At 61.0% G+C, this 26,328-nt stretch carries 18 protein-coding genes and 1 pseudogene; 5 read left to right on the top strand and 14 right to left on the bottom strand.

The window, feature by feature from the left end:
• Positions 1 to 218: 218 nt before the first annotated feature.
• The 14 genes and pseudogenes from AACY50_RS04360 to cbiE form a co-directional block, all read right to left on the bottom strand.
• Positions 219 to 1,229: a FecCD family ABC transporter permease gene (locus tag AACY50_RS04360; protein WP_339431822.1), complete on the bottom strand. Its 1,011-nt coding sequence runs from the start codon at positions 1,227 to 1,229 to the stop codon at positions 219 to 221.
• Positions 1,226 to 2,173 carry an ABC transporter substrate-binding protein gene (locus AACY50_RS04355; protein WP_339493968.1) on the bottom strand — a complete coding sequence of 316 codons (948 nt, stop codon included), beginning with the start codon at positions 2,171 to 2,173 and terminating at the stop codon, positions 1,226 to 1,228. The genes AACY50_RS04360 and AACY50_RS04355 overlap by 4 nt, the downstream gene beginning before the upstream one ends.
• Positions 2,170 to 2,958, bottom strand: a complete 789-nt coding sequence (locus tag AACY50_RS04350; protein ID WP_339431824.1) for an ABC transporter ATP-binding protein — start codon at positions 2,956 to 2,958, stop codon at positions 2,170 to 2,172. The genes AACY50_RS04355 and AACY50_RS04350 overlap by 4 nt, the downstream gene beginning before the upstream one ends.
• A 113-nt stretch (positions 2,959 to 3,071) precedes the next feature.
• Positions 3,072 to 5,195: a TonB-dependent receptor gene (locus AACY50_RS04345; protein WP_339431825.1), complete on the bottom strand. Its 2,124-nt coding sequence runs from the start codon at positions 5,193 to 5,195 to the stop codon at positions 3,072 to 3,074.
• A gap of 150 nt (positions 5,196 to 5,345) precedes the next feature.
• Entirely contained in the window at positions 5,346 to 6,725 is a 1,380-nt protein-coding gene (locus AACY50_RS04340; RefSeq protein ID WP_339493971.1) for a PepSY-associated TM helix domain-containing protein, read from the bottom strand.
• Between the two features lie 174 nt (positions 6,726 to 6,899).
• Positions 6,900 to 9,017 (bottom strand): TonB-dependent copper receptor, encoded by a 2,118-nt coding sequence (locus AACY50_RS04335; protein WP_339464601.1) that lies wholly within the window; start codon positions 9,015 to 9,017, stop codon positions 6,900 to 6,902.
• An 83-nt stretch (positions 9,018 to 9,100) separates the two neighbouring features.
• The gene (locus tag AACY50_RS04330; protein ID WP_339538207.1) at positions 9,101 to 9,547 is read right to left on the bottom strand and encodes a DUF2946 domain-containing protein; all 447 of its coding nucleotides are present in this window, start codon (positions 9,545 to 9,547) and stop codon (positions 9,101 to 9,103) included.
• A 21-nt stretch (positions 9,548 to 9,568) separates the two neighbouring features.
• Positions 9,569 to 10,048 (bottom strand): copper chaperone PCu(A)C, encoded by a 480-nt coding sequence (locus AACY50_RS04325; RefSeq protein ID WP_339538206.1) that lies wholly within the window; start codon positions 10,046 to 10,048, stop codon positions 9,569 to 9,571.
• Between the two features lie 48 nt (positions 10,049 to 10,096).
• A complete protein-coding gene (locus AACY50_RS04320; protein WP_339538205.1) occupies positions 10,097 to 10,495 on the bottom strand; it encodes a DUF2946 domain-containing protein in 399 nt (132 codons plus the stop codon).
• A gap of 112 nt (positions 10,496 to 10,607) precedes the next feature.
• Positions 10,608 to 10,931 carry a helix-turn-helix domain-containing transcriptional regulator gene (locus AACY50_RS04315; protein WP_339494013.1) on the bottom strand — a complete coding sequence of 108 codons (324 nt, stop codon included), beginning with the start codon at positions 10,929 to 10,931 and terminating at the stop codon, positions 10,608 to 10,610.
• A gap of 4 nt (positions 10,932 to 10,935) precedes the next feature.
• Positions 10,936 to 11,270, bottom strand: a pseudogene (locus tag AACY50_RS04310) (type II toxin-antitoxin system RelE/ParE family toxin).
• Positions 11,271 to 11,326: 56 nt separating this feature from the next.
• A complete protein-coding gene (locus AACY50_RS04305) occupies positions 11,327 to 12,052 on the bottom strand; it encodes a cobalt-precorrin-6A reductase (protein ID WP_339538204.1) in 726 nt (241 codons plus the stop codon).
• Positions 12,049 to 13,146: a cobalt-precorrin-5B (C(1))-methyltransferase gene (locus AACY50_RS04300; RefSeq protein ID WP_339464605.1), complete on the bottom strand. Its 1,098-nt coding sequence runs from the start codon at positions 13,144 to 13,146 to the stop codon at positions 12,049 to 12,051. The genes AACY50_RS04305 and AACY50_RS04300 overlap by 4 nt, the downstream gene beginning before the upstream one ends.
• A complete protein-coding gene (cbiE, locus tag AACY50_RS04295; protein WP_339431833.1) occupies positions 13,139 to 14,350 on the bottom strand; it encodes a precorrin-6y C5,15-methyltransferase (decarboxylating) subunit CbiE in 1,212 nt (403 codons plus the stop codon). Before cbiE ends, AACY50_RS04300 begins: the two co-directional genes overlap by 8 nt.
• A 132-nt stretch (positions 14,351 to 14,482) precedes the next feature.
• On the opposite strand from cbiE, the gene cobG reads away from it, so the two are divergent.
• The 5 genes from cobG (at position 14,483) to AACY50_RS04270 (ending at position 26,197) form a co-directional block, all read left to right on the top strand.
• Entirely contained in the window at positions 14,483 to 15,781 is a 1,299-nt protein-coding gene (gene cobG / locus AACY50_RS04290; RefSeq protein ID WP_339538203.1) for a precorrin-3B synthase, read from the top strand.
• Positions 15,774 to 16,400, top strand: coding sequence for a precorrin-8X methylmutase (locus AACY50_RS04285; protein ID WP_339431835.1), 627 nt, complete (start codon positions 15,774 to 15,776; stop codon positions 16,398 to 16,400). The genes cobG and AACY50_RS04285 overlap by 8 nt, the downstream gene beginning before the upstream one ends.
• The gene (locus tag AACY50_RS04280; RefSeq protein ID WP_401159178.1) at positions 16,397 to 17,131 is read left to right on the top strand and encodes a precorrin-2 C(20)-methyltransferase; all 735 of its coding nucleotides are present in this window, start codon (positions 16,397 to 16,399) and stop codon (positions 17,129 to 17,131) included. The genes AACY50_RS04285 and AACY50_RS04280 overlap by 4 nt, the downstream gene beginning before the upstream one ends.
• The gene (gene cobJ / locus AACY50_RS04275) at positions 17,131 to 18,819 is read left to right on the top strand and encodes a precorrin-3B C(17)-methyltransferase (RefSeq protein WP_339538202.1); all 1,689 of its coding nucleotides are present in this window, start codon (positions 17,131 to 17,133) and stop codon (positions 18,817 to 18,819) included. Before AACY50_RS04280 ends, cobJ begins: the two co-directional genes overlap by 1 nt.
• A gap of 307 nt (positions 18,820 to 19,126) precedes the next feature.
• Positions 19,127 to 26,197: a TcdA/TcdB pore-forming domain-containing protein gene (locus AACY50_RS04270; RefSeq protein WP_339538201.1), complete on the top strand. Its 7,071-nt coding sequence runs from the start codon at positions 19,127 to 19,129 to the stop codon at positions 26,195 to 26,197.
• Positions 26,198 to 26,328: the final 131 nt, after the last annotated feature.

Raw genomic sequence — 26,328 nt, 5'->3', positions numbered from 1 at the left:
TTTAGAGCGCTTGCGCGTGGGTTGGGTGCACCATGAAGGAACGCTCGTGGAGCGTTGGTGCAGGCGGCCGCGCCAGATTGGGGCGCGATCTGGTGGTAAACAAAAATCAAATGTGGGAGCGGCTTGCTCGCGAAAGCGGTCTGTCAGTCAATGCATAAGGTGACTGGCACGACGCCTTCGCGAGCAAGTCCGCTCCCACAGTTTTGAAAGGTGGAGAGTCAGCGACGGCGCATCAGACCGATGAAGAACAGCCCGCCAATGGCAGCGGTCGCGACGCCGATGGGCAGGTCTTCGGGGGCGATCATTGTGCGCGCGGCCACATCGACCCAGATCAGAAACACACTGCCGAGCAACATGCACACCGGCAGCAAGCGCCGATGTTCGGCGCCGACCAGACGCCGCGCAATGTGCGGCACCATCAGCCCGACAAACCCGATGGAGCCGCTGATCGACACCAGCACCCCGGTCATCAACGAGGCGATGACAAACACCCGCAAGCGTACCGAGCGAGCATTCAGGCCGAGGGTCACGGCGGTCTGCTCGCCCGCCATCAACGCGTTCAATGGCCGCGCCATGCCCAGCAGCAAAAACAATCCGAGCAATACGCTGGCCGCGGGCACCGCGAGCAACTCCCAGCGCGCCAGCCCGAGTCCGCCGAGCATCCAGAACATCACCGCTGAACTGGCGCGGTGATCGCCCATGAACAGCAGCAGATTGGCGATCGCCATCATCACGAACGACACCGCCACACCGCACAGCAGCAAGCGATCGCTGTCGAGCCGGCCATGGCGACTGGCAATCGCCACCACCACGAGCATGCTCAGCAACGCGCCAATGAACGCCGCAATCGGCAAGGTCAGCAGGCCGATGATTTCACCGACGTGCAGCACCACAATCACTGCGCCCAACGTCGCTCCGGATGTCACACCGAGCAGATGCGGATCGGCCAGAGGGTTGCGCGTCACCGCTTGCAGCACCGCGCCGATCAGTGCGAGGCCGGCACCGACCAGCGCCCCGAGCAACATGCGCGGCACGCGGATCAGCCAGACGATATGTTCCTGCCCGGCGCTCCAGTTCAGCTCGCCGAAACCGAGCGTCTTGTGCAGGATAATCCGCCACACCACGTCCACCGGCACCCGCGCCGGGCCGAAGCCGAGCGACACCACACACGACACCAGCAACAGGGCGCCGAAGGCCATCAGCAACAGGGCGTAGCGACGGTTGATCATTCGCCGTGGAAACCTTTGGCCAGTGTTTCAACAGCCAGCACGTTGTCGATTCCCGGTGTGGCCTGCACATACGGAATGACGATAAAGCGCTGGTTCTTGATCGCGTCCACCGATTGCAGGGCCTTGTTCTTCAGCAGGAATGCGATCTTTTGATCGGCGGTGATTTCGCTGTAGTCGACGATCACGATGACCTGCGGATTGTGCTCGACCACGGTCTCCCAGTTGACCCGCGTCCAGCTCGCTTCGACGTCATCGAGAATGTTGCGCCCGCCGGCGGCATCAATCAGCGCTTGCGGCATGCCGAGACGGCCGGACGTCATGGCGCGGTCTTCGCCGCTGTCGTAGAGGAACACTCGCGGCTTGTCGGCGGGCAGGTCTTTGCGCACGTCGGCGACTTGCGCCTGCATCCGGGCGATCAGCGCATTGGCGCGATCCTGCACGTCGAAAATCTTCCCGAGGTTGCGCAGGTCGTTATAGGTGTCGTCCAGCGTCGCCGCCGGGCGCTTCATCACGAACGCGCAGGACTCGGTCAGCTCATACACATTGATGCCCAGCGGTTGCAGGGTTTGCGGCGTGAGATCGCCGCCCACGCGCATGCCGTAATCCCAGCCGGCGAAGAAGAAATCGACGTTGGCGTTGAGCAGGGTTTCCACCGACGGATATTTCGCGGCCAGCTCCGGCAAACCGTCGAGCAGTGACTGCATCTGGGGCGTCACTGACTTCCAGCCACTGACGCCGCTGTAACCGGCCATCCTCGGTTTGAGGCCAAGGGCGAGCATCATCTGGGTCATGTTGATGTCGTGGCTGACCGCGTGTTTTGGCGCTTCCTTGAACGTCACTTCGCGGTTGCAGCTTTGAACGGTCAGCGGGTATTTCGTGGCCTCGGCCAAGGCTTGGGCACTGCACAGCACAAGAGCGACGCAAAGCAGGGAACGCACAGTCATGGTCGGGTTATCCAGGTGATTCGCGGGTAGTCGTGAAGGGGGTGAGAGTCGATCAATGCCTCGACGCCGAAGACGTCACGCAGCAGTTGGGTGGTGAGGACTTCTTGCGGTGTGCCACTGGCGACGATGCGGCCGTGGTTGATCACGTACAGTCGATCGCAGAACGCGGCGGCCAGGTTCAGGTCGTGGATGCTGGCGAGGGTGCCGATCTGCAGGCGCTTGACTCGTTGCAGCAGCTCAAGCTGATAACGCGGGTCGAGGTGGTTGGTCGGCTCGTCGAGGATCAGCAGTTGCGGTTGCTGAGTCAGGGCGCGGGCAAGGATTACCCGCTGTTTTTCACCGCCCGATAGCGTGGCGAAAGCGTGGTCTTCGAAGCCGTCGAGACCGACGGACTTGAGCGCTTGAGTCGCCAGGTTGCGATCTTCCTGCGTGTCGCCATCGAACAGGCCTTTGTGCGGCGTGCGGCCCATGGCGACCACTTCTTCGACGGTCAGGCCAAAGGCATCGGGGAATTCCTGCAAGACCACGGCGATGCGTTTTGCGCACCAGCGCGAGGATTGCTTCCACACGTTGTGGTGATCGAGTCTGACCTCACCGCTTTCCGGCTGACTGAATCGATAGGCGCACCGCAGCAGGCTGGTTTTGCCACTGCCGTTAGGGCCGATCAGCCCGACGAACTCACCGGCGGCCACTCGCAAGGAGGCGTCACGCAGCTGGAACTGGTGATGGCAGTGGCCGTGGCCCAGGGGTGTCCAGGCGAGGTTGGCGATTGTCAGTGAGGTCATCGTCTACTCTGAAATATCGGGTGCTGCTGATGACGCCTTCGCGAGCAAACCCGCTCCCACAGTGGAACGTATTTCAATGTGGGAGCGGGCTTGCTCGCGAAGGGGCCGGTGAATCAAAAGGTGTAATCAGCAGTGACAAAGAACGACCTCGGCTCGCCGAGTATCCACTGCTGGCCCTCATTGTATTGGCTTTGTGCGTACTGGCGGTCAAACAGATTGTTCACCTGCAAGCCCAGCGTGGTGTTGCGCAAGGCTTTCCACGACAGGGTCGCATCCACCACGGTGTAACTCGGCAGCTTATTGCGGTTGGCCATATCGGCGTAGCGCGCATCGACATAACGCACACCCGCACCGGCCTGCAGGTCATCGCTGATGCTTTTGTTCAGCCACAGATTGGCGGTACGACGTGGTACATCCAGCGGACGGTTGCCGTTGTACGACAGGGTCTGCCCGTTCACCGCTTCGGAAAAATCGTCGTACTTGGCCTTCACAATCGCCGCGTTGGCTTGCAGTTGCCAGGCGTGCGGCAATTGCAGGTCAAGGCTGGCTTCCAGGCCATTGGACGATTGCTGGCCGACTTGCTGCTTGAGCGTCGGGTTGCCCGGATCGTCGGTCAGCAGCTTCTTCTTGACGATGCGATAAGCCGCCAGCGTGAACTCGCCGCGCTGATCCCAGAACAATTGCTTCAGGCCGATTTCCGTCTGCCGGGCAGTCGATAGATCGTATTGCTGCTGGCTCGGGCTCAGGGAAATCAGCCCGCCGACGCCATCGGTGCTGGTCGCGACCTGGCCATAGAACGAAGTCTGCGGCGTCAGCGCAAACACCAGCCCGGCCTTCCAGTTGTTGCCGGTCAGGGTCTTGTCGCTCTGGCTAATGTCGACCAGATTGTTGCGATCCACGTGCACGTAGTCGCGGCGCACGCCGGTCACCAGCGACCAGCGCTCGCTCAGTTGCGTAAGGTTCTCGGCAAACACCGACATCTGTTTGGTGGTGCTGTCGAACTGATCCCGGTACGGGTTGGCGCTTTCGAAGTAGCCCGGTTGCGGGTGATACAGATCCAGCGCCTGGCCTTTGGGCAGCACGTCGTTGAACGGCGAGTTGCTGTCGAGCTGGAAGCGGATGCGGTTGTAATCGACGCCGGTCACGGTCTGGCTGTCGAGGCCGAACAGCGAGTGCTTGAAGGTGAAGGTCTGACGGTCGCCGACCTGCTCCTGTCGGTGGCCGATGCCGAAATAGCCACTGCGGCTGAGTTGTTGGGTGGCGGTGTCGAAGTTGTAGTTCTCGGCGTTCTGCCAGCGGCGCTGGGCCTTGAGGTAATACAGCTCGTTGCTGGCGCTGACCGCGTCGTTGATCTGCCAATCCGTGGTCAGGCGCGTCCACTGATCGTTGTAGTGCTGCTGGTCGTCGCGCACGTTGTAGTTCTTGTAGCGCAGGCTGTCGTGTAACCGGCCATTGATCAGCGGTGTGCCAAAGTAGTTTTGCGGGTGCTGGTCGCCGTAATCGTGGGCGAGGGTGAAGGCCAGATCATCGGTGGCCTGCCAGCGCAGGGCAGCGCTGATGAAATCGCTGGACGAGTCGCCGCGATCAATCCAGCCGTTGCTGCGCAAGCGATTGAGATTGAGGCGATAGCTCAGGGTGTCGGTCAGCGAACCGCCGCTGTCGAAGGCCTGCTGCTGGCTGTCGTAGGAGCCATAGCCGACGCGCACATGGTTTTCGATTTCACCTTCGAACGGCTTCTTCGGGGTCACGTTGACCACCGCGCCGGTCGCGCCTTCGCCGTACAACACCGAGGCCGGGCCGCGCAGCACATCGACGCGTTCCACCGACCAGGTGTCGACCGGAAAGGTCACTGTGCCCATGCCGCTGTACATTCGATTGCCGTCATACAACTGCATCACCGAACTCTGCCCGGTAAACCCGCGTGCCTGCAACGAGGTGCCGCCATCGCCTGGCGTACCGGTGCGGCTGATGCCGGTGCTGCGCGACACGGCGTCCTGCACGCTGCGATCGCCCCGGGCGCGAACCTGTTCGCCGCTGAGGCTTTGGACGCTGGCAGGGGTTTGCATGGCGTTGAGATTCAGGCGCGAGCCGGCGGTGGTCGGCGTGTTGAGGCTGACACTTGCGTCGTCGATGACCGGTGCGCTGATGGTGCCGGTGGGCAGTGTCAGCGCCTGGTTGTCGGCATGGGCGTTGTTCAGGCCGAACAGACAGAGGCTGGACAAGAGGTACTTGTTCATCGGGGTGGTGAATCACTTCTTCAAAAGAAAGCCCGCAACTTTTGGTTGCGGGCAGAGCGGCATATTTGCGTTATACAGTAACACTAAAAAATACCGGAGTTTAAGCCCCAGCAGTTTATAGATCTGTCTAAACCGCGCATCTCGCCTGCTTCACGATGAAGTTGAGGCAGATTCAGCTTGGCGGCCCAGGCGCGACAACAGCAGGCGATCCAGCAACCACACCACCACCAACGAAGCGCCCACCAGCGGGAAAATCACCGCCAGCGCGAGCATGATCACCACCCCGGTTTTCCATTTCGGCAAATCATGACGCAGCGGCGGCACACCCAACTTGCCCTGTGGCCGACGTTTCCACCAGATCACCACACCACTGACGGCGCTGAGCAAAATCATCAGGCAGATCAGTAGCACGACGATCTGATTGAAAGTGCCGAACATTTTGCCTTCGTGGAGCATCACGCCGATTTCGGTGGCGCGGGCCACCGCGCCGTACTGCTCGAAACGCACATCGGCGAGGACCTTGCCGGTGTACTGATCGACATGCAGGGTGGCGTCGTTGCGAGGGTCGTCGGCGAACACGGCGATGGTGAATACGCCGGTCGCGGTGGTTGGCAGGGTGATGCTGTAACCCGGCTCGACCTTACGTTGGTTGGCGATGTCCTGCACCGCTTGCAGGCTGATGGCAGGCGCCGCGGGGCCCGCGTGGGCGTCACCGTGGGCCATGTGCTCGGCGTGGTCGCCGGACATCGGCATCGGCGTGTTTTCCATCGCCCATGGCACGGTCTGGCGGGTGGCGCTGTTAAGGCTGCGGGCCTCGACGTCAGAGGTCGGCACGTTGTCCCACATGGCGGCCGGGAACACGTTCCACACCTGTGCGTATTGTTTGCCCCAGAAGCCGGTCCAGGTCATGCCACTGAGCAGCATCACCAGCAACAGGGTCGCGCCCCAGAACCCGGTGACGGCGTGCAGGTCACGCCACAACACGCGGCCGCGACTGTTCAAGCGCGGCCAGAGAATCCCCGCTGCCTGACCGCGCGGCCACCACAGGAAAAGCCCCGACACCACCAGCACCACGCCCCATCCGGCGGCCATTTCGATGAGACGGTCACCGACAGTGCCGATCATCAATTCGCCATGGATCGCCCGGGCGATGGCTTGCAGGTTCTGCTTGGCATCCTGCTCGCCGAGGATGTCGCCGTGGTACGGGTCGACGAACACATTCAGTTCGTGCCCGGCGTTCTTGACGACAAATTGCGCACTGCGCTCGGCGTTCAACGGTGGCAGGTATTGCGTGACCTGGCCTTGTGGGTAGGCGCTTTTCACCCGTTGTAGCAAATCGTCGGCCGCAACGGTGTGGTGCCCGGCCGGGACGTTGAGCAGGCTGCTGTACATCAGCGAATCGAGCTGCGGTTTGAACAGGTAAACGATGCCGGTCAGGGCCAGCATCACCATGAAGGGCGCGACGAACAGACCGGCATAGAAATGCCAACGCCAGGCCAGGTTGTAGAAATTCGGTTTGGGCTTTTGCATCACGTTTGCTCCGCTTGGCTTGGATCTTTTAGTTGTTCTGCATTGGGTGGAACACCGCATTACCCCTGTGGCAGCGGACTTGCTCGCGAAGATGGCGGCACAGCCAACATTGCTGGCGCCTGATACACCGCTTTCGCGAGCAAGCCCGCCCCCACAGGGGAGGGGGCAGCTTCGTTAGAAACTCATGTCCACCTTGGTCCAGAGCGTGCGCCCCGGTTCATTGATGGCTTGCGGGTCGTTGGCCGGGTAGCCGAAACCGGCGTTGCCCGCCAGGTTCAGGTGTTCGGCGTAAGCCTTGCCGAACAGGTTGTCGACGCCGGTACTGACCTTCCAGTGCTTGTTGATCCGGTAGGCACCGTTGAGCGAGAACACACCGAAGCCCGAACTCTTGTCGTAGTCCTTGCCGACCACGTTGCCCTTGTTCTGGTCGATACGGTTTTGCTTGGCCACCACTCTCCACAGTGCACCGGCGCTCCAGTTGTCTTCGCTGTAAGTCAGGCCCAAACGTGCGTCGAGCGGCGGCATCTGCGGCAGGGCTTTGCCGTCGCTGCTGTTCTTGCCCCAGGCGTAGGCCAGGGTTGCATCGGCTTTCCAGTGATCGGTGAGTTTGTAAGCCGTTCCGAGTTCACCGCCCATGATTCGCGCGTCGATGTTCTCGGCGCGGGAGGTCGTGCCCATCATCCCGGGGGTGTAATCGAACAGGATGTAATCGCGCACCACGCCGATGTAGCCCGACGCCCAGGCTTCGAGTTCGGCGCTCTTGTAGTTCACGCCGAAATCGAACTGGGTGGTCTTTTCCGGTTTGATCGAGTCGAACGCGTTGACCGAACCTGCGGGGCCCGACTTGGGCGAAAACAGTTCCCAGTAATCCGGGAAGCGCTGCACATGGCCGAGGCCGGCGAAGAGCGTGGCCGGGCTGTCGGCCAGGTCATGCTCGTAACGCACGAAGCCGCTTGGCAGTGTGTCGGCACGGGTGTTGTCGGCGGTTGGATTGGGGCGCGACATCATTCCCGAACCGGTGCTCTGCCGATAATCCTTGGCTGACGCCCGGTCGACCCGAGCGCCGGTGATCAACCGGTCACGGTCCGCGGCGTACCAGGTCATCTCGCTGAACACGCCATAGTTATGGAAGTCGGCGTCCTTGGTATACGGCAGATCCTTGTAGGTATCGATGCCCATCGAACTGCGCTGACGGTGTTCGTTGGTCTGTGCATCCAGCCCGGTGATCAGTTGGATATCGGCCCAGCGCCAGGTCGCTTTGATGCGTGCGCCGAGGGTCCGGCGATCAACGTTGGAGGCCATGGGGCCGGCCATCATCCCCGTACCGGACGGCGTGCGCAGGGTGTAGTTGTCCATCACATGGTCGGCGTAGTTGTAGTAGACCTGTGCTTCGAGTTTCTCCAGCACATCGCTGATGTTGGACTTTTCGAAACGCAGGCCGAGGCTTTCGCGCAGGAACTGCGAACCGTCCATGCCGCGACCGGCGTAGCGGGCTTCGCCGTCGCCCTTGCCGGCAGTCAGCTCGATCAAGGTGTCGGCGTCTGGGGTCCAGCCGAGCGCCACGTCGCCGTTCCACTTGTCGTAGCGTGAAGCGACAGTGTCATTGTTGCCGTCGCGATAGTCGTCCGAATGCGCGGTGTTGCCGATCACCCTTACATAACCCAACGGCCCGCCGGCAGCGGCGTCGATGACCTTGTCGAAGCGCCCGTGGGAGCCGGCCAGGATGCTGGCATTCACCCGCGTGCCGAGTTCGCCGAAGCTTTCCGGTTCACGGTCGAACAGCACCGTGCCGGCCGATGCACCGGGGCCATAAAGCACGGTTTGCGGGCCTTTGATCACCGTGAGCTTGTCGTAGGTTTGCGGCGAGATGTACGACGTTGGCGCGTCCATCCGGCCAGGGCAGGCGCCGAGCATCATGCTGCCGTTGGTGAGGATGTTGAGCCGCGAACCGAACATGCCGCGCAGCACCGGATCGCCGTTGGTGCCGCCGTTGCGCACCAGGGCGAAGCCCGGAATGGTCTTCAGGTAATCGCCGCCATCACTGGCCGGCACCGGTTGGCGCGGGTCCTGGGGGTTGGTGACAACGGTCAGTGGCGAACTCGGTGCAATGGCGGTGATCACCGTCGGGCTCAGTTCATCCGCGTGTGCGGCGTGATCATCGGCCAGCACCAGTGGGGACAGCAGGACGCCGCAAAGGACGGCGGTCGCGTGCCTGAAACGAATACGCGATTCGTTCAAAGCGAAGGACGCCTGGGCAGCGCCCGAGCGTGGAACAGCAGAAAACCTGGACATGACAATTTCCATCAAACAGTCGTAAACGACACAGCCGGCAGCCTGAAGCTGTCTTCTCAACCGTGTGCAATCAGAGGGGGTGTTTACGCGGCGACGGGCGGGGCGCGGGGGCGGGCGCCGGGGAAGAAGGTTGGCCGGGCATGGCCCAGGCGCGGGGAGGGCGGGGTGAACGTGTTGGTGTGGGCGATGCTGAACGCGGTAAACGTGCCGCCGCCGGTCAGCGCCGGGCAATTGAACAGCAGGCTGCAATAACCGCACTTTTCCCACAGCGCATGATGCGAGGATTGCGGCGGGCAGTGTTCAGCGCTGGGTTTGGCATCGTGCCGGGCATGATCCATGCCCGGCATGTCCATCGACATCTCCATGCTCATCGGCATGGAGGTCGAGGCGTGTTGATCCATCGGCATCGACTGAGAAATCAGTGGGCCGATGAAAATCATCAACATGGCGAACAGGGCAATCCAGCTGCCGCAGGTCAGGTGTTCAGTCTGACGGCGTTGCAGGGATGGCCTGGCGCTCAGCGGGCGCATGGGCGTCGTTAACCGTATCGGTTATTGGGCGTGCGCGTGTTCCGGCATGTCGTGCGGCGGTTTCTTCTGCACGGCGACTTCGACGGTGACGTCCCCGGCCTTCTCGAAATGCATCGTCAGCGGAAAACGTTGGCCGTCGCTGAGCAGGCTGCGATCGGTCGGGTTGAGCAGCATGACGTGATAGGCCATCGGCGCGAACGTCACCTTGCCGCCGGCCGGAATGTCTACGCTCGGCACTTGCTGCATCTTCATCAGATCGCCCTGCATCACATGCTCGTGCAATTGCGCTTGGGGGGCGATGGGCGAGTCGACACTGAGGAGTCGATCGGCCGTCTTGCCGGCGTTGTGAATCACGAAATACGCCGCGACGGTGGGTGCGTTGGGCGGCAGTTCCTGCGACCACGGGTGGGTGATTTCCAGTTCCCCGGCCTTGTATTCATGGGCATGGGCAAAACACGCAGGCAACAGTAACGCAGCGAGGACGATGATTTTTTTCAACATGGCAGTTCTCCAGAACGATTTGAAACGCAGGTCAATTGCGCGAACAAATCAAACCAGAGGGGAAGCGCGGGGATTGAGGCTCGGCCATTGCTGGCGCGGTGTGGGTGTTTGCAGTGAAACCGGGGCGACGCTGCGATGGCTTTCGTAACGGGCGAAATACAGCTGCGGCGCATGCCTCGGCAGCGCCACCAAAGGCGCCGACCCGGAGCAACACCAGCAATGCTGCATGTTGGAATGGCTGTCGCTGGGCGGGGCTTGCTGATCCGTGGCGCCGATGTCGATCGCCACCATTTTCGTCCCGCTGCCGGTGCAGAAACTGCTCCACAGCAGTTGTTCGGCCGGTGAATTGGCCGCTTGCGCCATCGCCCCCGTCATCGGCATGGCGAGCATGTTGAACAGCACTGCAAAGCAGGCGATCCAGGCAATGGCTAGCCGTTGTCGGTTCATGGGACAGATCCGTTGGGTGGGCGATCAGGCGCGGCTATTTAGCCTGATCGGGGCCGATAAGTAAAAAAGCGTCGTGCGGTTTGGTGTCGCAGCGCTCTCTTCAATTACTTGCTCAGTTCACTGGTACGGCATGAACCTGCATATCGACACCAAGCGTAGCGCGGATTACCGAAAATATTCTGGCCAGGTTGTCCATGCTCGGATTACCGTTGGCTGACAGCATTCGATGCAGGCTTTTACTGGGTTTTTGGGTCTCCCTTGCAAGCTCTTCGAAGCCGACCGTCGCGTTAACAAGATCGCGCAAAATGATCCTCGCCAATTCTGGTTCGCCATTCAGGAACAGCGTAGCGGCCTCATCCAGCAATGCTTGAGCAAACTCCGGGTCTCGTTGGGCACGTTCTGCAATTGAACGTTTGTAGCTTCGAGTGAGAACCATCAAATTACCTCCGGTCCTGTTCAGCTTTTTTTCGAGTTCGAAATTCGGCTATCAACGCTTTCGCCTGTTTGATGTCTTTTTTTGTGTGGATTTGTCTCCTCCTCCGAACAAAATGATCAGCCGTTTTCCTTCTTGTACGAGATAGATTCTGTACCCTGGTCCCCAATTGATTCAGTATTCGCCTAGACCGTCGAACCATTTGATGTTGGAAGTGTTGCCCATTTCCAATCGAATCATTGCATTAGAAACCTTGATTGGCGCCTGTACGTTCAGCGTGGAAATCCACCGGCCAAACGGGCTTGATTCATCTTCCTGCAGATATTCTTCGAGTGTGATCACGGCTGGCTCAGAAGGTAACGAATAGGTTACTTATCACGCAAGCTATGGATCTTGCCCTACAGGTCGATTGCCTCCAACGCAGCAAGTGTTTCTTGAAGCGACAGAAACTCCCGATCAGCCCCCGGCAACCCCGGCCGCTTCAACACCAGAACCGGCACCCCACGCTCGCGCGCCACTGCAAGCTTCGGCTCGGTCGCGGTGCTGCCACTGTTCTTGCTGATCAGCACATCGATTTGCCGTCGCTCGAACAACGTCCGTTCATCCTCCAGCAGAAACGGCCCGCGCGCGCCGATGACTTCGCAGCGTTCGTTGCCGGGATAAACATCGAGGGCGCGCAGGGTCCAGAATTGATCCGCCGGGATTTCGTCCAGATGCTGCAACGGTTCGCGACCGAGGGTGAACAGTGGGCGGCGAAACGGCGCCAGAGCGCTGATCAATTCGGTCCAGTCGCTGACTTCGCGCCAATCGTCACCCGGATGCGGCTGCCATGCGGGGCGGCGCAGGGCCCAGCAGGGGATGCCGGTCAGTTGCGCGGCGGTGGCGGCGTTCTGGCTGATTTGCGCGGCATAGGGGTGGGTGGCGTCGAACAGCAGATCAATGCCTTCGTCACGGATGAATTGCGCCAGCCCTTGGGCGCCACCGTAGCCGCCGATGCGCACCTGGCAGGTCAGGTCGGTGGGCACACGGCCCACCCCGGCCAGGCTGTAAATGTGCGAAGGCCCTAAAGTCCGGGCGATGGCCAGTGCTTCGGTCACGCCGCCCAGTAGCAAAATGCGCTTCATGCAAACCCTCCTGCGTGACCGACGATGCCGCCCTGACGGTCAATCGCAAACACTTCGACCTGTACCTGCGCCGGCACCACGCTGCGGGCGAAATTCAGCGCGTGGCGACACACCTCATCGCCCAGCGCGATCCCCACCGCACTGGCCATGGCCAATGCCTGCTGGCTGGTGTTCGCTGCACGAATGTCGCGCTGCAAACCTTCATCGGCACCGATGGCGGCGGCCCATTCGGCCAGTTGCGGCAAGTCGATGCTGGAATGTCGCGAGTGCAGATCCATATGCCCGGCCGCCAATTTACTGATCTTGCCGAAGCCACCGCACAGGCTGAGTTTATCCACAGGCACCTTGCGCAGATGCTTGAGCACGGCACCTGCGAAGTCACCCATTTCGATCAGGGCGATTTCCGGCAGGTCGTAGACCCGGCGCATGGTGTCTTCGCTGGCGTTGCCAGTGCAGGCCGCGATGTGCAGAAAACCGTTGGTCTTGGCGACGTCGATGCCTTGATGGATCGATGCAATGTACGCCGCGCAGGAAAACGGCCGGACGATGCCGCTGGTGCCGAGGATCGACAGCCCGCCGAGAATGCCCAGGCGCGGGTTCATGGTTTTCAGCGCCAGCGCTTCACCGCCCTCGACATTCACCGTGACCTCGAAGCCGCCAGCGTATCCGGTCTCGGCGGCGAGCAGGCTCAGGTGGTCGCTGATCATCTTGCGTGGCACCGGGTTGATCGCCGGTTCGCCCACGGCCAGCACCAGCCCCGGGCGTGTCACGGTGCCAACGCCCTTGCCGGCCATGAAGCGAACGCCTGGCTCGGTCATCAGTTGCACCTGCGAGTAGAGCAGCGCGCCGTGGGTCACGTCCGGATCGTCGCCGGCGTCCTTGATCGTCCCGGCTTCCGCGCCGTTGTCGGTCAGTCGACAGAACTCCAGACGCATCTGCACCTGTTTACCTTTGGGCAGCACGATTTGCACGGCGTCGGCTGCAGTGCCGCCGAGCAACAGGCGTGCGGCGGCGAGGCTGGTGGCCGTGGCGCAACTGCCGGTGGTCAGGCCGCTGCGCAGTGGTGCGGGTTGTTCGGCGGTTTCGTCACGCATCGAGAGGTTTGACCAGATCGAGCAAGGTGATCGGCAGCGCCTGACGCCAGGTGTCGAACTCGCCCAGGGGTTGCGCCTGGGCGACGTGGATGCGCGTCAGCTCGCCGCCGTAACGTTCGCGCCAGTTCATCAAGGTGATTTCGCTTTGCAGGGTCACCGCGTTGGCGACCAGACGGCCACCGGGTTTGAGCTGCTCCCAGCACGCCTCGAAGACACCTTCGCGGGTTACGCCGCCACCGATGAAAATCGCGTCCGGGCGCTCCAGACCGGCGAGAGCCTGCGGCGCACGACCACGGATCAGTTGCAGCCCCGGCACACCCAGCGCCTCGCGATTGTGTTCGATCAATTGCTGACGGCCCTCATCGGCTTCGATGGCCAGCGCCCGGCAGCCCGGGTGGGTGCGCATCCATTCGATGCCGATCGAGCCGCTGCCGGCGCCGACATCCCAGAGCAATTCGCCCGGCGTCGGGGCGAGGCGGGCGAGGGTGATGGCGCGCACGTCGCGCTTGGTCAGTTGACCGTCATGCCGGAAGGCCGAGTCGGGCAGGCCGGCGAGGCGCGACAGACGCGGAGTGTGGCTGTCGGCCAGGCATTCGATGGCAATCACATTGAGATCGGCCGTCGGCGCGTTGTTCCAGTCATTGGCGCTGCTGTCGAGCCGCCGCTCGGCCGCACCGCCCAGATGCTCCAGAACGCTCATCCGGCTCGCGCCAAAACCACGATCACGCAACAGCGCCGCCACAGCCGCCGGGCTCTGCCCGTCGTTGCTCAACAGCAACAGGCGCACGCCGCTGAACAATTGGGCATTGAGCGCCGCCAGCGGCCGGGCGACCAGTGACAGTGTCACCACGTCCTGCAATGGCCAGCCGAGGCGGGCAGCGGCCAGCGAACAGGAGGACGGCGCGGGCAGAATCAGCATCTCGTTGCTCGGCACCTGACGCGCGAGGCTGGCGCCAACGCCGTAGAACATCGGGTCACCGCTGGCCAGCACGCAGACGGCCGCGCCGCGTTGTTCCAGCACCGGCGCGAGGGAAAACGGGCTCGGCCACAACGCCCGCTCGCCGCGAATGCACACTGGCAGTAAATCCAGTTGCCGCTGGCCACCGACGATCCGCGAGGCGCCCATCAGGGCTCGCCGGGCGTTTTTGCCCAAGCCCTTGAAGCCGTCTTCACCGATTCCCACAACCGTCAGCCAGGGTGACATCTATATTCCTCTAAACATGTCGATCCGACGGGCAGACTTTTCATGCCACCGGACAAAGCAGGCATAATACCGCGCCTTCGTCCACGAAGCGCCTTTCCCACGCAGCCGGTCAGCCCCTTGAACGAACGCCCGATGTCCACCGCCATACGCCCCTCGGCCTGCCCGGGGTTGCTGCGTATCGTCCAGGCATTGGACGGTGGCATCTGCCGGATCAAGCTCAATGGCGGCTCGATCACCGCGGATCAGGCCGATGCCGTGGCGCAGGCTGCCCAGCGGTTTGCTGGCGGCGTGATCGAGGCGACCAACCGCGCCAACCTGCAAATTCGCGGGATCGGCCCGCACAGCGCCGCCCTGATCGACAGTCTGCTGGCCGCCGGTCTAGGGCCGCGAAGTGCTGCCGGCGACGATGTACGCAACCTCATGCTCAGCCCTGCCGCCGGTATCGACCGGCAGATGCGTGTCGATACCCGCGCACTCGCCGCGCAGATTCTCGACACCTTGCAAAGCCACCCACGCTTCTCTGAGCTGAGCGCCAAGTTCGCCGTGCAACTGGACGGCGGGGAAGCGCTGGCAATGCTCGAACATCCGCATGATCTGTGGCTGTCGGCGTTCGAACACGACGGCGAAGTGCTGTTGGCGTTCGGGTTTGCCGGATGCCCGACGGACCGGGCAGTCGGCGCCGTGTCGCTGGAAAACGGCCATGCGCTGGTCGTGGCGGTGCTGACGTTGTTCCTTGACCTGGCCCGACCAGAGCAGACGCGCATGCGTCATTTGCTCGAAGAGTTGCCCATGCGGGCCTTTCTTGAGCGGTTGCGAGAGCGTGTGCCGGTTAAATCGGTCATGGGCTGGCAGCGCGCATCAGCGGCGGATGATTTGCACATCGGCGTTCATCCGCAGCACACCGATAACCGGGTCTATGTCGGTGCCGTGCCGCCACTGGGGCGTCTCGACCCGGTCATGCTGCGTGGCGCGGCACAACTGGCGCGTCAGTTCGGTGATGGCAGCCTGCGTTTCACACCCTGGCAAAGTCTGTTGCTGCCCAACGTGAAACCGTGTGACGCGGCGCAGGTGCTGCGCAGCCTGCAACACCTGAACCTGTTGACGCAGCCCCTCGAACCGTTGGCGCGACTGATCGCCTGTACCGGTTCTGACGGCTGTGGCAAAGGTCTGGCCGACACCAAACAGGATGCCCGCCTGCTGGCGCCACTGCTGCCCCCGGGTGTGAGTGCGCACCTGTGCGGCTGCCCGCGTTCGTGCGCCGCCGCCCACTGTGCCCCGGTGACCTTGCTGGCCGTCAGTCCCGGTCATTACGACCTCTATTTTCGCGATGCTTTGCTGCCGGGATTCGGCGCGTTGCGCGCAAGCAACCTTACTATTGAAGCGGCCGCGACCCTGCTCGACGCCCGCTCTCGGAGCTCCCTTGATGCTTGATTACATCCGCGACGGTCAGGAGATCTATCGCAACTCCTTCGCGATCATTCGCCGCGAGGCCAATCTGGCGCGCATCCCGGCCGACCTGGAAAAACTCGCGGTGCGGGTGATCCACGCCTGCGGCATGGTCGAGGCTGTCGACGGTCTGCAATTCTCGGCAGGGGCCGGCAAGGCCGGGCGCGATGCGCTCGCTGCCGGTGCGCCGATCCTCTGTGATGCACGCATGGTCTGCGAAGGCGTGACCCGCGCGCGTCTGCCGGCCAACAATGAAGTGATCTGCACCCTGCGCGATGAGAGCGTGCCGGTGCTGGCGCGTGAGTTGGGCAACACCCGTTCTGCCGCCGCGCTGGAACTGTGGCGGCCGCATCTGGAAGGCAGTGTGGTGGTAATCGGCAACGCGCCGACCGCGCTGTTCTATCTGCTGGAAATGCTCGACGCCGGGGCGCCGAAACCGGCGCTGATCCTCGGCTTCCCGGTGGGCTTCGTCGGCGCCGCTGAATCGAAAGCCGCGCTGGCGGCCGACAGCCGAGGCGTGCCGTTCGTGATCATGCAAGGCCGGCTCGGTGGCAGCGCGATGGCCGCCGCCGCCGTCAACGCCCTCGCCACGGAGATCGAATGATGCAGGCAAAAGGTCGTTTGATTGGCCTGGGCGTCGGCCCCGGTGACCCGGAACTGATTACCGTCAAGGCGCTGCGCCTGCTGCGCGAGTCGCCCGTGGTGGCGTACTTCGTGGCCAAGGGCAAAAAGGGCAACGCATTCGGCATCATCGAAGCGCACCTGCAAGCAGCACAGAACCTGCTGCCATTGGTTTACCCGGTGACCACCGAAGCGCTGCCGGCACCGCTTTCCTATGAACAGGTCATCAGTGATTTCTACGATGAAGCGGCCCAAACGGTGGCCGCGCATCTGGATGCTGGTCGCGACGTCGCGGTGATCTGTGAAGGGGATCCGTTCTTCTACGGCTCCTACATGTATTTGCACGATCGCCTCGCCAGCCGTTACGAGGCGCAAGTGGTGCCGGGCGTGTGCTCGATGCTCGGCGGCGCTTCGGTACTCGGCGCGCCGTTGGTGTATCGCAATCAGAGCCTGTCGGTGCTGTCCGGGGTCTTGCCCCATGAAGAGTTGAAACGACGCCTGGCCGATGCCGATGCGGCGGTGATCATGAAGCTGGGGCGCAATTTCCCCAAAGTGCGTCAGGTGCTCGAAGAGCTCGGTCTGGCTGAGCGCGCGCTGTATGTCGAGCGCGCGACCATGGCCAATCAGAAAATCGTGCCGATGGATCAGGTCGAGCCGATGTCCTCGCCGTACTTCTCGCTGATCATCGTGCCTGGCGAGCGGTGGCAAGGCTGATGACTCACTCCACACCCGCCATCGTCATTCTCGGTCAGGGCAGCCTGGCCACCGCCCGCCGTATTCAGCAGGTATACCCCGCTGCGCAGATCCATGGCCTGGCCGGTCGGGTCGAAGGCGCTGACTGCACCTATCCGGAGTTCGGCGCCACGCTGCGTGACTTGTATCAGCAGGACACGCCGATCATTGCCCTGTGTGCGGCCGGGATTGTCATTCGCACGCTGGCGCCGCTGTTGCTGGAGAAGGGCGCCGAGCCTGCGGTTCTCGCCGTCGCCGAAGACGGCAGCGCCGTGGTGCCGCTGCTTGGTGGCCTCGGCGGCGTGAACGTCATGGCGCGGGAAATCGCCGCCGGGCTGCAAGTCGCCCCGGCCATTACGACCAGCGGCGAGCTGCGTTTTGGCACCTGCCTGCTCAATCCCCCGAGCGGCTACGCACTGGCGGATCTGGAGCTGGGCAAGCGTTTTGTCTCCGATCTGCTGGCCGGGCACAGCGTGCGCATCGAAGGCGCCGCGCCGTGGCTGGCGCAGGCACAGTTGCCGGAAGATCCGCAGGCGCAGCGTTCAATTCATGTGAGCAGTGCCGAGCGCGAAGCCAGCGCCAATGAGCTGCTGATCTATCCGCGCAGTGTGGCGGCGCTGGTCAGCGCCGACGTCGCCGATCTGCCAAACACCCTGCGTACAGCGTTGCACGACGCGAAAGTGGCGGTGCAATCGTTGGCGTGTCTGGTGGCGATCGACACGCAGATGGCTTCGGCGAATCTGCGTGAAGCGGCGTTGGAACTGGGCGTGCCGCTGCGGTTTATTGGCGCAACGGACGAACTCCCGGCATTGCCGGGCGTGTCGATGATTGAATCTGTACACGGCATCACTTTGGCTCTCGCTGAGCAACCGTTGGACATCGCGCAAGTTGGGCGTGCGCGCGGTCGTCTCGCCGTCATCGGCCTCGGCCCCGGCGCTGCCGAACTGATGGTGCCAGCGGTGAAAGCCGAACTGGCCCGCGCCACCGACGTGCTCGGCTACGAAACCTATGTGCGTATGGCCGGCCCGTTCCGTGACGATCAGGTGCAGCATTGCACCGACAACCGTGAAGAGATGCAACGTGCCCGCCACGCCTTCAGGCTGGCGGCTGCCGGGCGTTCGGTGATTGTGGTGTCATCCGGTGATCCGGGGGTGTTCGCCATGGCTGCGGCAGTGCTCGAAGCGCTGCACGAGTCCGATGACCCGGCCTGGCACAACGTTGATCTGGACATTCTTCCGGGCGTCTCTGCTTCACTTGCCACCGCCGCTCAGGCCGGCGCGCCGCTGGGGCATGATTTCTGTGTGATGTCGCTGTCGGACAACCTCAAACCCTGGTCGATTATCGAAAAACGTCTGGATCTGGCCGGCGAAGCGGACCTGGCACTGGCCTTCTACAACCCGATCTCCCGTGCGCGCCCATGGCAATTGGGCCGCGCGCTGGAAATCGTGGCGCAACATCGCAGCGCCGAAACGCCCGTGGTACTGGGGCGAGACATCGGGCGTCCGGGGCAGACCTTGCGTACGACGACCCTCGGCGCCTTGACCCCCGATCAGGTGGACATGCGCACCATGGTGTTGATTGGTTCTTCCACCACTTGCACTTTTGCCCGTGCCGGCGGTGGAGATTGGGTCTATACGCCACGCTGGTATGGGGAAAAACCGGTTTCTTGAAAAAAACCATCGTTGCAGCGTCGAGAATGTTGTAAGCAACTTCAAGTCGACGTGACATCGGGTTAATACTTTTCGCGTTTAAAGTCAGTGCGTATAAACAAGGCCGCGAACCTTCCGGGTTCGCGGCCTTGTGCGTTTATTGGTTTGAAATGCCCCGGCGCAGTTGTTGCCGAATTATGCCGTTGTCGACGCTGAATGTTGTTCAATGTTTCGTTTGACATTACTTGCGTTTCTTCACTTTTGAGTGCTCCGTGTTTACGCCTTAGTTTTGTCCGACTTTTGAATAGTTGATTCAAGGATGAGAGCGATGAAAAAGAATACGGATGACTACAGGTTCATATCGGCTGAAGATTATTCAGCACTTCAAATGGCATTGAGCGAGTTTGCCGGTTCCGCCGAATACACGGCACTGGCCACGTACTATCAATTGTTCAATCAAACGCACAATGAAGCCGAACAATGGCTGTCGCTGAAACTTTTCCAAGAGTCGCTGACAACATTGCTGGACCGCAAGAAGACACCCGTGCCTGTGGAGATCAATCGGATTAAAAACTGGCTGAGTCAGTCGGAGGCGAGGCTGTCGGCGACGGTGGACATGCTTCATGGCGTCGCCCGGCCAGTGCCGAAGATCATGCACTTCGTCTGGGTTGGTGGCAGTGAAGTCGGTGACATCCAGCGTGATTACATGAACATCTGGCGCGCAGTACTGGAGCCTGAGGGGTATCGGTTCAATCTCTGGTTCGACAGTGATGCATTGTTGGCGTTTGAGATGAACCGGGTGATTCTCGACAGTGCAAGAGCGCATGCCATGGAGGCGGGAGGCGACAAGGTCACCCACCCCAACTACCTGGCACGGATGATCGAGGATCGCGCACGGGTGTTGAAACACCAGATGTTCGAGTATCTCGAACAACCGCAATGGCGCGGTCAAGCGGACGCGGCACGCATTGACCTGATGGTCCGCGCTTACGGCAAGGACCGTGCAACCCTCGACGCCTTTCGCCAGCGCTGCCTTGAGACGCATCTGGCAATGGCCGGCCAGGATCTGCAGTTGCGTGACGTCAGGCATGAGTTCGCCGACCACTTTTTACAGGATGTCTACCAGCGAGAAGTCGCCCTGCGTGGCAATTTTGCCGCGGCCAGTGATGTTGTGCGGTTGCAGGCCGAGTATTTGGAGGGTGGTCGTTACAGCGATATGGATTACTTGCCACCGCTGGCCGATAAGTTGGGTGGGGTGGATATCAGTGGTTTCGATGATGTACAGCGGTTGGGTGTCTTGCAGTTGTTACTCAATCACAACGAGGCACTGATGCCGGGACGGGATCGCGCACGTTATGCGGATAAAACCGACAAAATTCCTGCCAGTCACAAGGCGTCGCTGCTCGCTTTCGCGCGCGGCAAGCCGGATGCCCGTGACATATTTGTTCCATCGGCCGATGCGCGAGTGCCCGAGAATGGATTTCGCATGGGCATTCAATTCGACCGACAAATGAATGCGCACTTCCTGGCACATCCTCGTAGTGGTATGACCCTGTCGATCATGCAGTTGATTCGCTTCAATTATGACGCTTTGCAAACCGTTGAACGCAGGGCTGCCGAGGCGGGTATCAACTGGTCGGAAATCGACAAGTTGTCGGGTCTGATTGAAAACGTCATGAACGAAAAAAGAGCAGAAGGAAAGCTCACGCCATCAGTCGAAGATTTTCTGAGTCATTTGGCTCAGTCCATTTTAAGTTACTACCAGGACGGTATTCGCATCGACGCTCGCGGCACAATAAACCTGACGGGCCCCGGTGCCGCCAACATAGGTTTGCGGGGATATATCGAAACTCATCTTCAAACCGACTACGTCGGCATCATGAACAGACTGGCGCTGAGTGAAGGCTATAACTTCAATACCGAAGAGGAAACGATCTCCGGCTGGACCGTCAATGCCCAGCCTGAAGCGTGGTTGGCGAAAGAGCAGGAAAAATGGCAAACCGGCAAACTCAAATCACGTTTTGCCGGCAATCTGGCAGAGTTGCTGAATCAGCAGACCCTGACGTTCAAACAAGGCTGGCCGGTGATTGAAGGCAAGCCGGTGCTGTTGACCTCGGTATTGCAACAACTGATGGATGAGTTGGGCGAACCGTTCAATCGTGCAATGAAGGACAAGTTGAGTGGTGACATCACCTTCAACAAAAACGTTTCCATCGGATTCGACGCACGCCAGGAAATCCTCGCGCAGCCTAACAGTGACTTACCCGTTTCTCATGGGGCGCAGTCCACCACAAACTTGAACGAGCTGTTCTCCCATGTTGCTCACGGTTCACTGACGCTTGAGCAGTTGAGCCCGCTGCAGCGGGTCATGCTGGGCGGTATTTTCGGTGCCATGCACCTGGATGCCAACGGGTTTGCCGGCGCATGGCAAGAGGTGCTGACTATCGCTCGCGAAACCTCTGAAGGGGGAGTGTTTGCCCGTTTCAATGCCATTGAAAAAGCCTTGCGCCAGCGTCCGTCACCGGCATTTCAGGCAGGCCTTGCGCGCGGTGGCGTATCCGGCAAACACACGGCGCGCGAACTCAAAGTGCTCGCGCTCAACGAACCGCTGACTCTGAGTCAATGGGGCGAGCGCCTCGGGCAAATCAACAACACCGCGCAACGTCACTATCACCTGCGCATCCTCAATCGCGGTGCCCAGGTTCGTGAGGCATTTGTCAAGGCAGGCGCCGTTTCTTCCCGGCAGGTGCCGCAAGACCTGCTGATGCAGACAACCGGTGACCCCGGCCGCAGGTGTTATCCGCTGGCACTGTTGATGGCGGCGGCACTGCCTCGTGGCGAGTCAGCGGAGCGGGCGTTGATCGGCAGGGTGGCCAACGCCAGCCAGACCCCTGAAGACGCAGACGCCCGGACCTTGCTGCAGGCGCTGGATGAATTGCATGACTTGCCTCTGAGTGATGTCGGCAAACCGTTGGGCAGCCAAAGCCTGGAACACATCGCACAGGCGCTTGAGGCGAAAACGGCGCCCGTCGTCATGCTGCTCGATACCGGTAATCACGCCCTGCTGGTGGCGAAAACCAGAGTGGGTGATCAGAGCGTCTATCGTTTTTATGAGCCGAACTTTGCGATCTATGGGTTTGCAGGTGTACAGGAACTGAAGCACGGCGTGGCGCATTACCTGAGTGCCGAGAACGGCGCCTTGGCCAGGTTGTACGGTCTGGGTGACGGCGTTCATCCGCAATTCAACGTCATCGAGTTGAATACCGCGGCGATTGCGCAAAAGGTTGCGTCGGTGAATCTGCTGCTGGACGGCTTTGTGCAAAACTCCGCCGTTGTTGACACGCAAACCGTCACGGTGTGGGACAAACAAGCCATCGCGCGTACACGCTCGTTAAACGACAACAGCCGGATGGGGGCCAGTCTGGCGCAACTCGATGCTCGGTACTGGGCAGGTGAGCTTGAACAGGCCACTCATGCCTTGCGCACTGAACACAAAGTGGGGCGTGAGTACTTACCCCTGCTGGAAACGGTTCGGGAAGATTCCGATAGCCGTTACAGCGTGACGCTGGTGGATGCGCGCAACCCGCAAAAGACCTTGAATATCACCACCCTCGATTCGCGGCTAAGCAACGTCAAAAAACATGTGCAGCGTCTGGTGAAAAGCCTGGCAGGCGCTGACCGCGCATCGGGTGAAGCCGATGGCGGCAGTCGTTTGAGTTTTGCCTTTGCGATCCAGACGCTGATCACCGAAATGCGTCATCGCGACTATCAGGCCGGGCACGGGCAGGTACCGGCATTGTCGATAGCCCTGCAGGTGCAGGTGTATGTCAGTTACGCCCAGTTGGGGTATGGCGTGTTGAGCGATTCGCTACAGACAATCCGCCTGGTGCGTCAGGTGGCGGCCAGTGAGCAGAGTCTGGCGCTACGCCAATCGTCATTGTCCGGACGGCTTCTGGGGCGTGCAGCCACAGGCGTCGGAACTGTTTTTTCCGTGGCCAATATCGGCTTCGACATTTACGGCCTGGCGGTTGCCACCCACCAGGAGCAGCGCTCGCGGCTGGCCACGCAACTGGTGTTCGATGCGTCAGCGCTGGGGCTGGATATCGTCGCACTGGCCGCGGGTGGAACCGTCGGCGCTGCCGCCGCTATTGTGTCAGTGCCGTTGCTCGGTGTTGGCATCGGTGTATCGGCCATCGCCAGTAACCTGGGGCAGATCAGCGACAAGGCCCGGGCCGTGGGTGCCCATTTGCGCAAGATTCAGAATGCTTACGGAACGGCCGGTTACACGCGCAAGGGCCGTGTGCTGCGCCTCGAACCGGAGGCGGTCGTCACGCGCTTGGATCTGCAAAATAGCCAGGTTTATTTTGACAGCCAGAAGTTCTACCCCATGGATCGCGCAGGGTTGGAGTTACCGCAGTACAACGATGATCCGAAGCGAATTCATCAAGCCATCGATATCCGTCAGGCGCTGGGACTGCCCGGGCGAATCGATCTGGTCAGGGTCGTGCCCGACGATATCCAGACGGTCGTGCTGCCGTGTACGCCGACCTGTTATTACGGTTATGAATACCAACTCGGAACGCCGGGTTTTGCCTACACGCCAATGCCCGGAGAATGGCACGAACCACGGGCCAGCAGCGAGGTCCCGACATCCTTCGCCTCGTACGTTGTGCCTGGCCTGGCATTGCTGGATTACGCCAGCGGTAGCATTGAAACCTGGTACCCGGATTTGCGTAACAGCGCAGTAGAAAAGCTGGAGTACGACGAGCATGGTCATCAGCGTTTCTATTTCACGGTCAACACACCGTTTCCGCACATTCTCTACAAACTGCACCCGGTCTATAAGCCGACGACGATCGAGGTGCAACTGGACGAGCATGTGCGTCAGTTGGTGGTGCCGGAGCTGCCGGCGGAGTGGAAAAATCTGGTTTCCTATGAAATCACCGCTCAAACCGGGCTCTACCATTTCTGGCTCACACCAGGGATTGTCGCCGTGACGCTCCCGCAAGGGCGCGCTCAATGGGTGGTTCGCGCGCCTTGGGCCAGCCTCGAACGCGTGACCTTCGACGATCCCCAACTGAAGGTCGACGGCATTGTGCTCAATGCCTTCGACGGGTTTATTGAGCTGGCCGGGGGCGAGTTATTCCGGATCGACTGGAATGACCTCAGATTGCATCTGGTCTCGATCACGCTTGATGCCAGCCGCAGCATGGCGCAGGTTCTGGCACATCTGCGTAAACGGGTAAACGAGCAGCGATGGGTGACCGGGTATGTGCCTCTTTACGCGTTCAAGGTGCCTTTCACTCCGGGTGAGCGATCGGTGTTCACCACCGCTTTCTATGATGTGCTGCGGGATCGAATGTTGTATGCCCGCAATCTGCCGGTTGTTGTCAGGGAGGGGATCGTGCTCGGTGGTGCCAGCGTCGACCATGCCTGGTTCTACCACCCTGATCACGCGACGGTGTGGTGTGTCGACGCGGTCACCGGCACAGTCGTTCACCGTTTTCGTTTGATGAACCCGGCGAGTGGCTCGAAGATCATCGGCTGCCTACAGGATGACGACGGTACGCTGCGGGTATCGCAACGCATGCTTGAGCAGACGGAGGTCGAGGTCACGTTGCATTACCGGATCGCGGATTGGAACGTGGTGCTGACGGGGATCAAGACTTCGTCTCTTGCGCGCGACTATGTCAACAAGCCAGGCGCCGTGTACTGGGCTTCCCTTATCAATCACTTCGCGACGCCACGTCCTTTCAGGGATGAAACACCGGGCATGATGGCCGGGACAAGCACCTGGCAATCCGCCTTGTTCGTTCACGCCCGGGCCTACATTCTTGAAGGTCTGCACGATCAGGCCTGGCTTGGCGAGGGTGGCACCGGCAAGTACTTTCGCGCCGAACTGGGCAGTGACCGGGACATGGTAATGCTGATGCCGCATGAGCCTGATGACTTCGCGATGCTCTTTTACAGCAAGCAAAGCCGGCTGATCAGCCGAGGCGTGGCGCCTGGAGTGGCGGGTGGTTTTTATCGAAACGAAGTGCTTGAGCGTGACGTCATCGCGGTCACGCAGGCTGGTAAACGCTACATCGCCACCAAGGCCGATGGCCGGCTATTGGAGATCGATAAACACGGTGCTCTTGAGTTTGTCGGCCTCGGCCAGCAATGGCTGAAAAGGCACCCGGACTGGCTGACCGCGCTACCTGCGCTGGCCGAATCGTACAAAGGCGCACCTTTCCCGATCATCGGGTTAAGCAACGTGTCCGGCAGTGGCTTCGTGGCTGTGTGGTGCATTGACGGGCAGGGAGTGCTGGTCGACAACGCCGATGGCAAGGAGCTGGAACTGCTGGGGCTGACGCCTGACAAACAGGCCGTCTGGCTGCTGGATGTTTCTGTGGGGCAGCTTTACCGGCAGGCGTTGGTCACGTTCGAGACGTTGCGCCAGGCTTTTGCCGATGGCACGCGGCTGGTGTCTGCCGAGCAACTGCCGTTGGTACAAAAAGTCTGGCCGCAATGGGCGTTCGTCCAGGTGCTCAAACATGGGCAGGGTCTGTTGGGGCGCACCCGCGAAGGTATCAATCTGGAACTGCTCGACCAGCAGCCTGCTCGCATCGTCAGTGTCGAGAATCAGTGGTCGCAGGTTCAGGGGCAGACGCCTGCACAGTTGCAGGCGCGTTTGAAGGCGCTGCTGGATGGGCAATCCCACGCCTCGGTACTGCAAGTCGAGCAGTCTGCGGATCGCTATCAGTATTACGTGCCGGACCTGGATCGCCTGTTCGCTGTTACAGGACGGGCCGACGGGCAGTGGGCGGTGTTTCTCGGTACTCGCCAGGCGTCGATACCGATGCTGTTTGACCCGATTGACGGCCTGATCTTCAGCCCTGACGCTGCCGATCGTTCGTGGGGGCCCGGTAACTATGCGCATCGTGAGGAGGACGTCCTGTCGCTCGAGTTGAGCGGTGAGATCGCGCAGGTTATGGAGCTGTTACCCGACGGCGTCGACACGTTGATTCTGGCTTTCGGTTCGCAGGTGTCGAGCTATCGGGTGTCGGAACAGGCGTGGCAGCGGTTGAGCTGCATCGTGGTCGATAGTCGGCGTTCTTCAGGAGATCAAATGCCAAGCGCTTGCACACTGGTTCTGGACATGGCCGCCAGCGAGCGGCTGATGATGTCGCTGGTCGATGGGCAACTGGTGTTCACCGATCCGTACAATGCTCACAGCCTGATTGTGCGAGACGTGAAATCCGATGAGGGTGAGCCGGGTGTGCCAGTGCAGATAAGTGTCCGGATCGATGGTCAGCACCACATGCATGGGGTCGAACATTGGCTGAAAGCCTTGTCGCAAGCCAGAGTCGATCAAGGGGTTGCGACCCTTGAAAAGGTCATTCAAAAGATCGTCTGAAACATCGAGCCAGACTAAAAATAAAAGGTCGTGAACAAACAGTTCGCGACCTTTTTAATTTTGATGCCGGGCAGGAATGGGCCCACTGGCGGGCTCGGCGTTCGCTGGGTAGACGTTGTCGATAACCCTGC

The sequence above is a fragment of the Pseudomonas sp. RA_15y_Pfl2_54 genome (genome assembly GCF_963971015.1).
Taxonomy (GTDB): Bacteria; Pseudomonadota; Gammaproteobacteria; order Pseudomonadales; family Pseudomonadaceae; genus Aquipseudomonas; species Aquipseudomonas baetica_A.
Note: the sequence above shows the minus strand (reverse complement) of the source record. Positions and strands in the feature narration are given on the sequence as shown.

Bases quoted from the DNA above. Each gene is read 5' to 3' on its own strand.
- AACY50_RS04360 (WP_339431822.1), bottom strand. From the start codon at position 1,229: ATGATCAACCGTCGCTACGCCCTGTTGCTGATGGCCTTCGGCGCCCTG.
- AACY50_RS04355 (WP_339493968.1), bottom strand. From the start codon at position 2,173: ATGACTGTGCGTTCCCTGCTTTGCGTCGCTCTTGTGCTGTGCAGTGCC.
- AACY50_RS04350 (WP_339431824.1), bottom strand. From the start codon at position 2,958: ATGACCTCACTGACAATCGCCAACCTCGCCTGGACACCCCTGGGCCAC.
- AACY50_RS04345 (WP_339431825.1), bottom strand. From the start codon at position 5,195: ATGAACAAGTACCTCTTGTCCAGCCTCTGTCTGTTCGGCCTGAACAAC.
- AACY50_RS04340 (WP_339493971.1), bottom strand. From the start codon at position 6,725: ATGCAAAAGCCCAAACCGAATTTCTACAACCTGGCCTGGCGTTGGCAT.
- AACY50_RS04335 (WP_339464601.1), bottom strand. From the start codon at position 9,017: ATGTCCAGGTTTTCTGCTGTTCCACGCTCGGGCGCTGCCCAGGCGTCC.
- AACY50_RS04330 (WP_339538207.1), bottom strand. From the start codon at position 9,547: ATGCGCCCGCTGAGCGCCAGGCCATCCCTGCAACGCCGTCAGACTGAA.
- AACY50_RS04325 (WP_339538206.1), bottom strand. From the start codon at position 10,048: ATGTTGAAAAAAATCATCGTCCTCGCTGCGTTACTGTTGCCTGCGTGT.
- AACY50_RS04320 (WP_339538205.1), bottom strand. From the start codon at position 10,495: ATGAACCGACAACGGCTAGCCATTGCCTGGATCGCCTGCTTTGCAGTG.
- AACY50_RS04315 (WP_339494013.1), bottom strand. From the start codon at position 10,931: ATGGTTCTCACTCGAAGCTACAAACGTTCAATTGCAGAACGTGCCCAA.
- AACY50_RS04305 (WP_339538204.1), bottom strand. From the start codon at position 12,052: ATGAAGCGCATTTTGCTACTGGGCGGCGTGACCGAAGCACTGGCCATC.
- AACY50_RS04300 (WP_339464605.1), bottom strand. From the start codon at position 13,146: ATGCGTGACGAAACCGCCGAACAACCCGCACCACTGCGCAGCGGCCTG.
- cbiE (WP_339431833.1), bottom strand. From the start codon at position 14,350: ATGTCACCCTGGCTGACGGTTGTGGGAATCGGTGAAGACGGCTTCAAG.
- cobG (WP_339538203.1), top strand. From the start codon at position 14,483: ATGTCCACCGCCATACGCCCCTCGGCCTGCCCGGGGTTGCTGCGTATC.
- AACY50_RS04285 (WP_339431835.1), top strand. From the start codon at position 15,774: ATGCTTGATTACATCCGCGACGGTCAGGAGATCTATCGCAACTCCTTC.
- AACY50_RS04280 (WP_401159178.1), top strand. From the start codon at position 16,397: ATGATGCAGGCAAAAGGTCGTTTGATTGGCCTGGGCGTCGGCCCCGGT.
- cobJ (WP_339538202.1), top strand. From the start codon at position 17,131: ATGACTCACTCCACACCCGCCATCGTCATTCTCGGTCAGGGCAGCCTG.
- AACY50_RS04270 (WP_339538201.1), top strand. From the start codon at position 19,127: ATGAAAAAGAATACGGATGACTACAGGTTCATATCGGCTGAAGATTAT.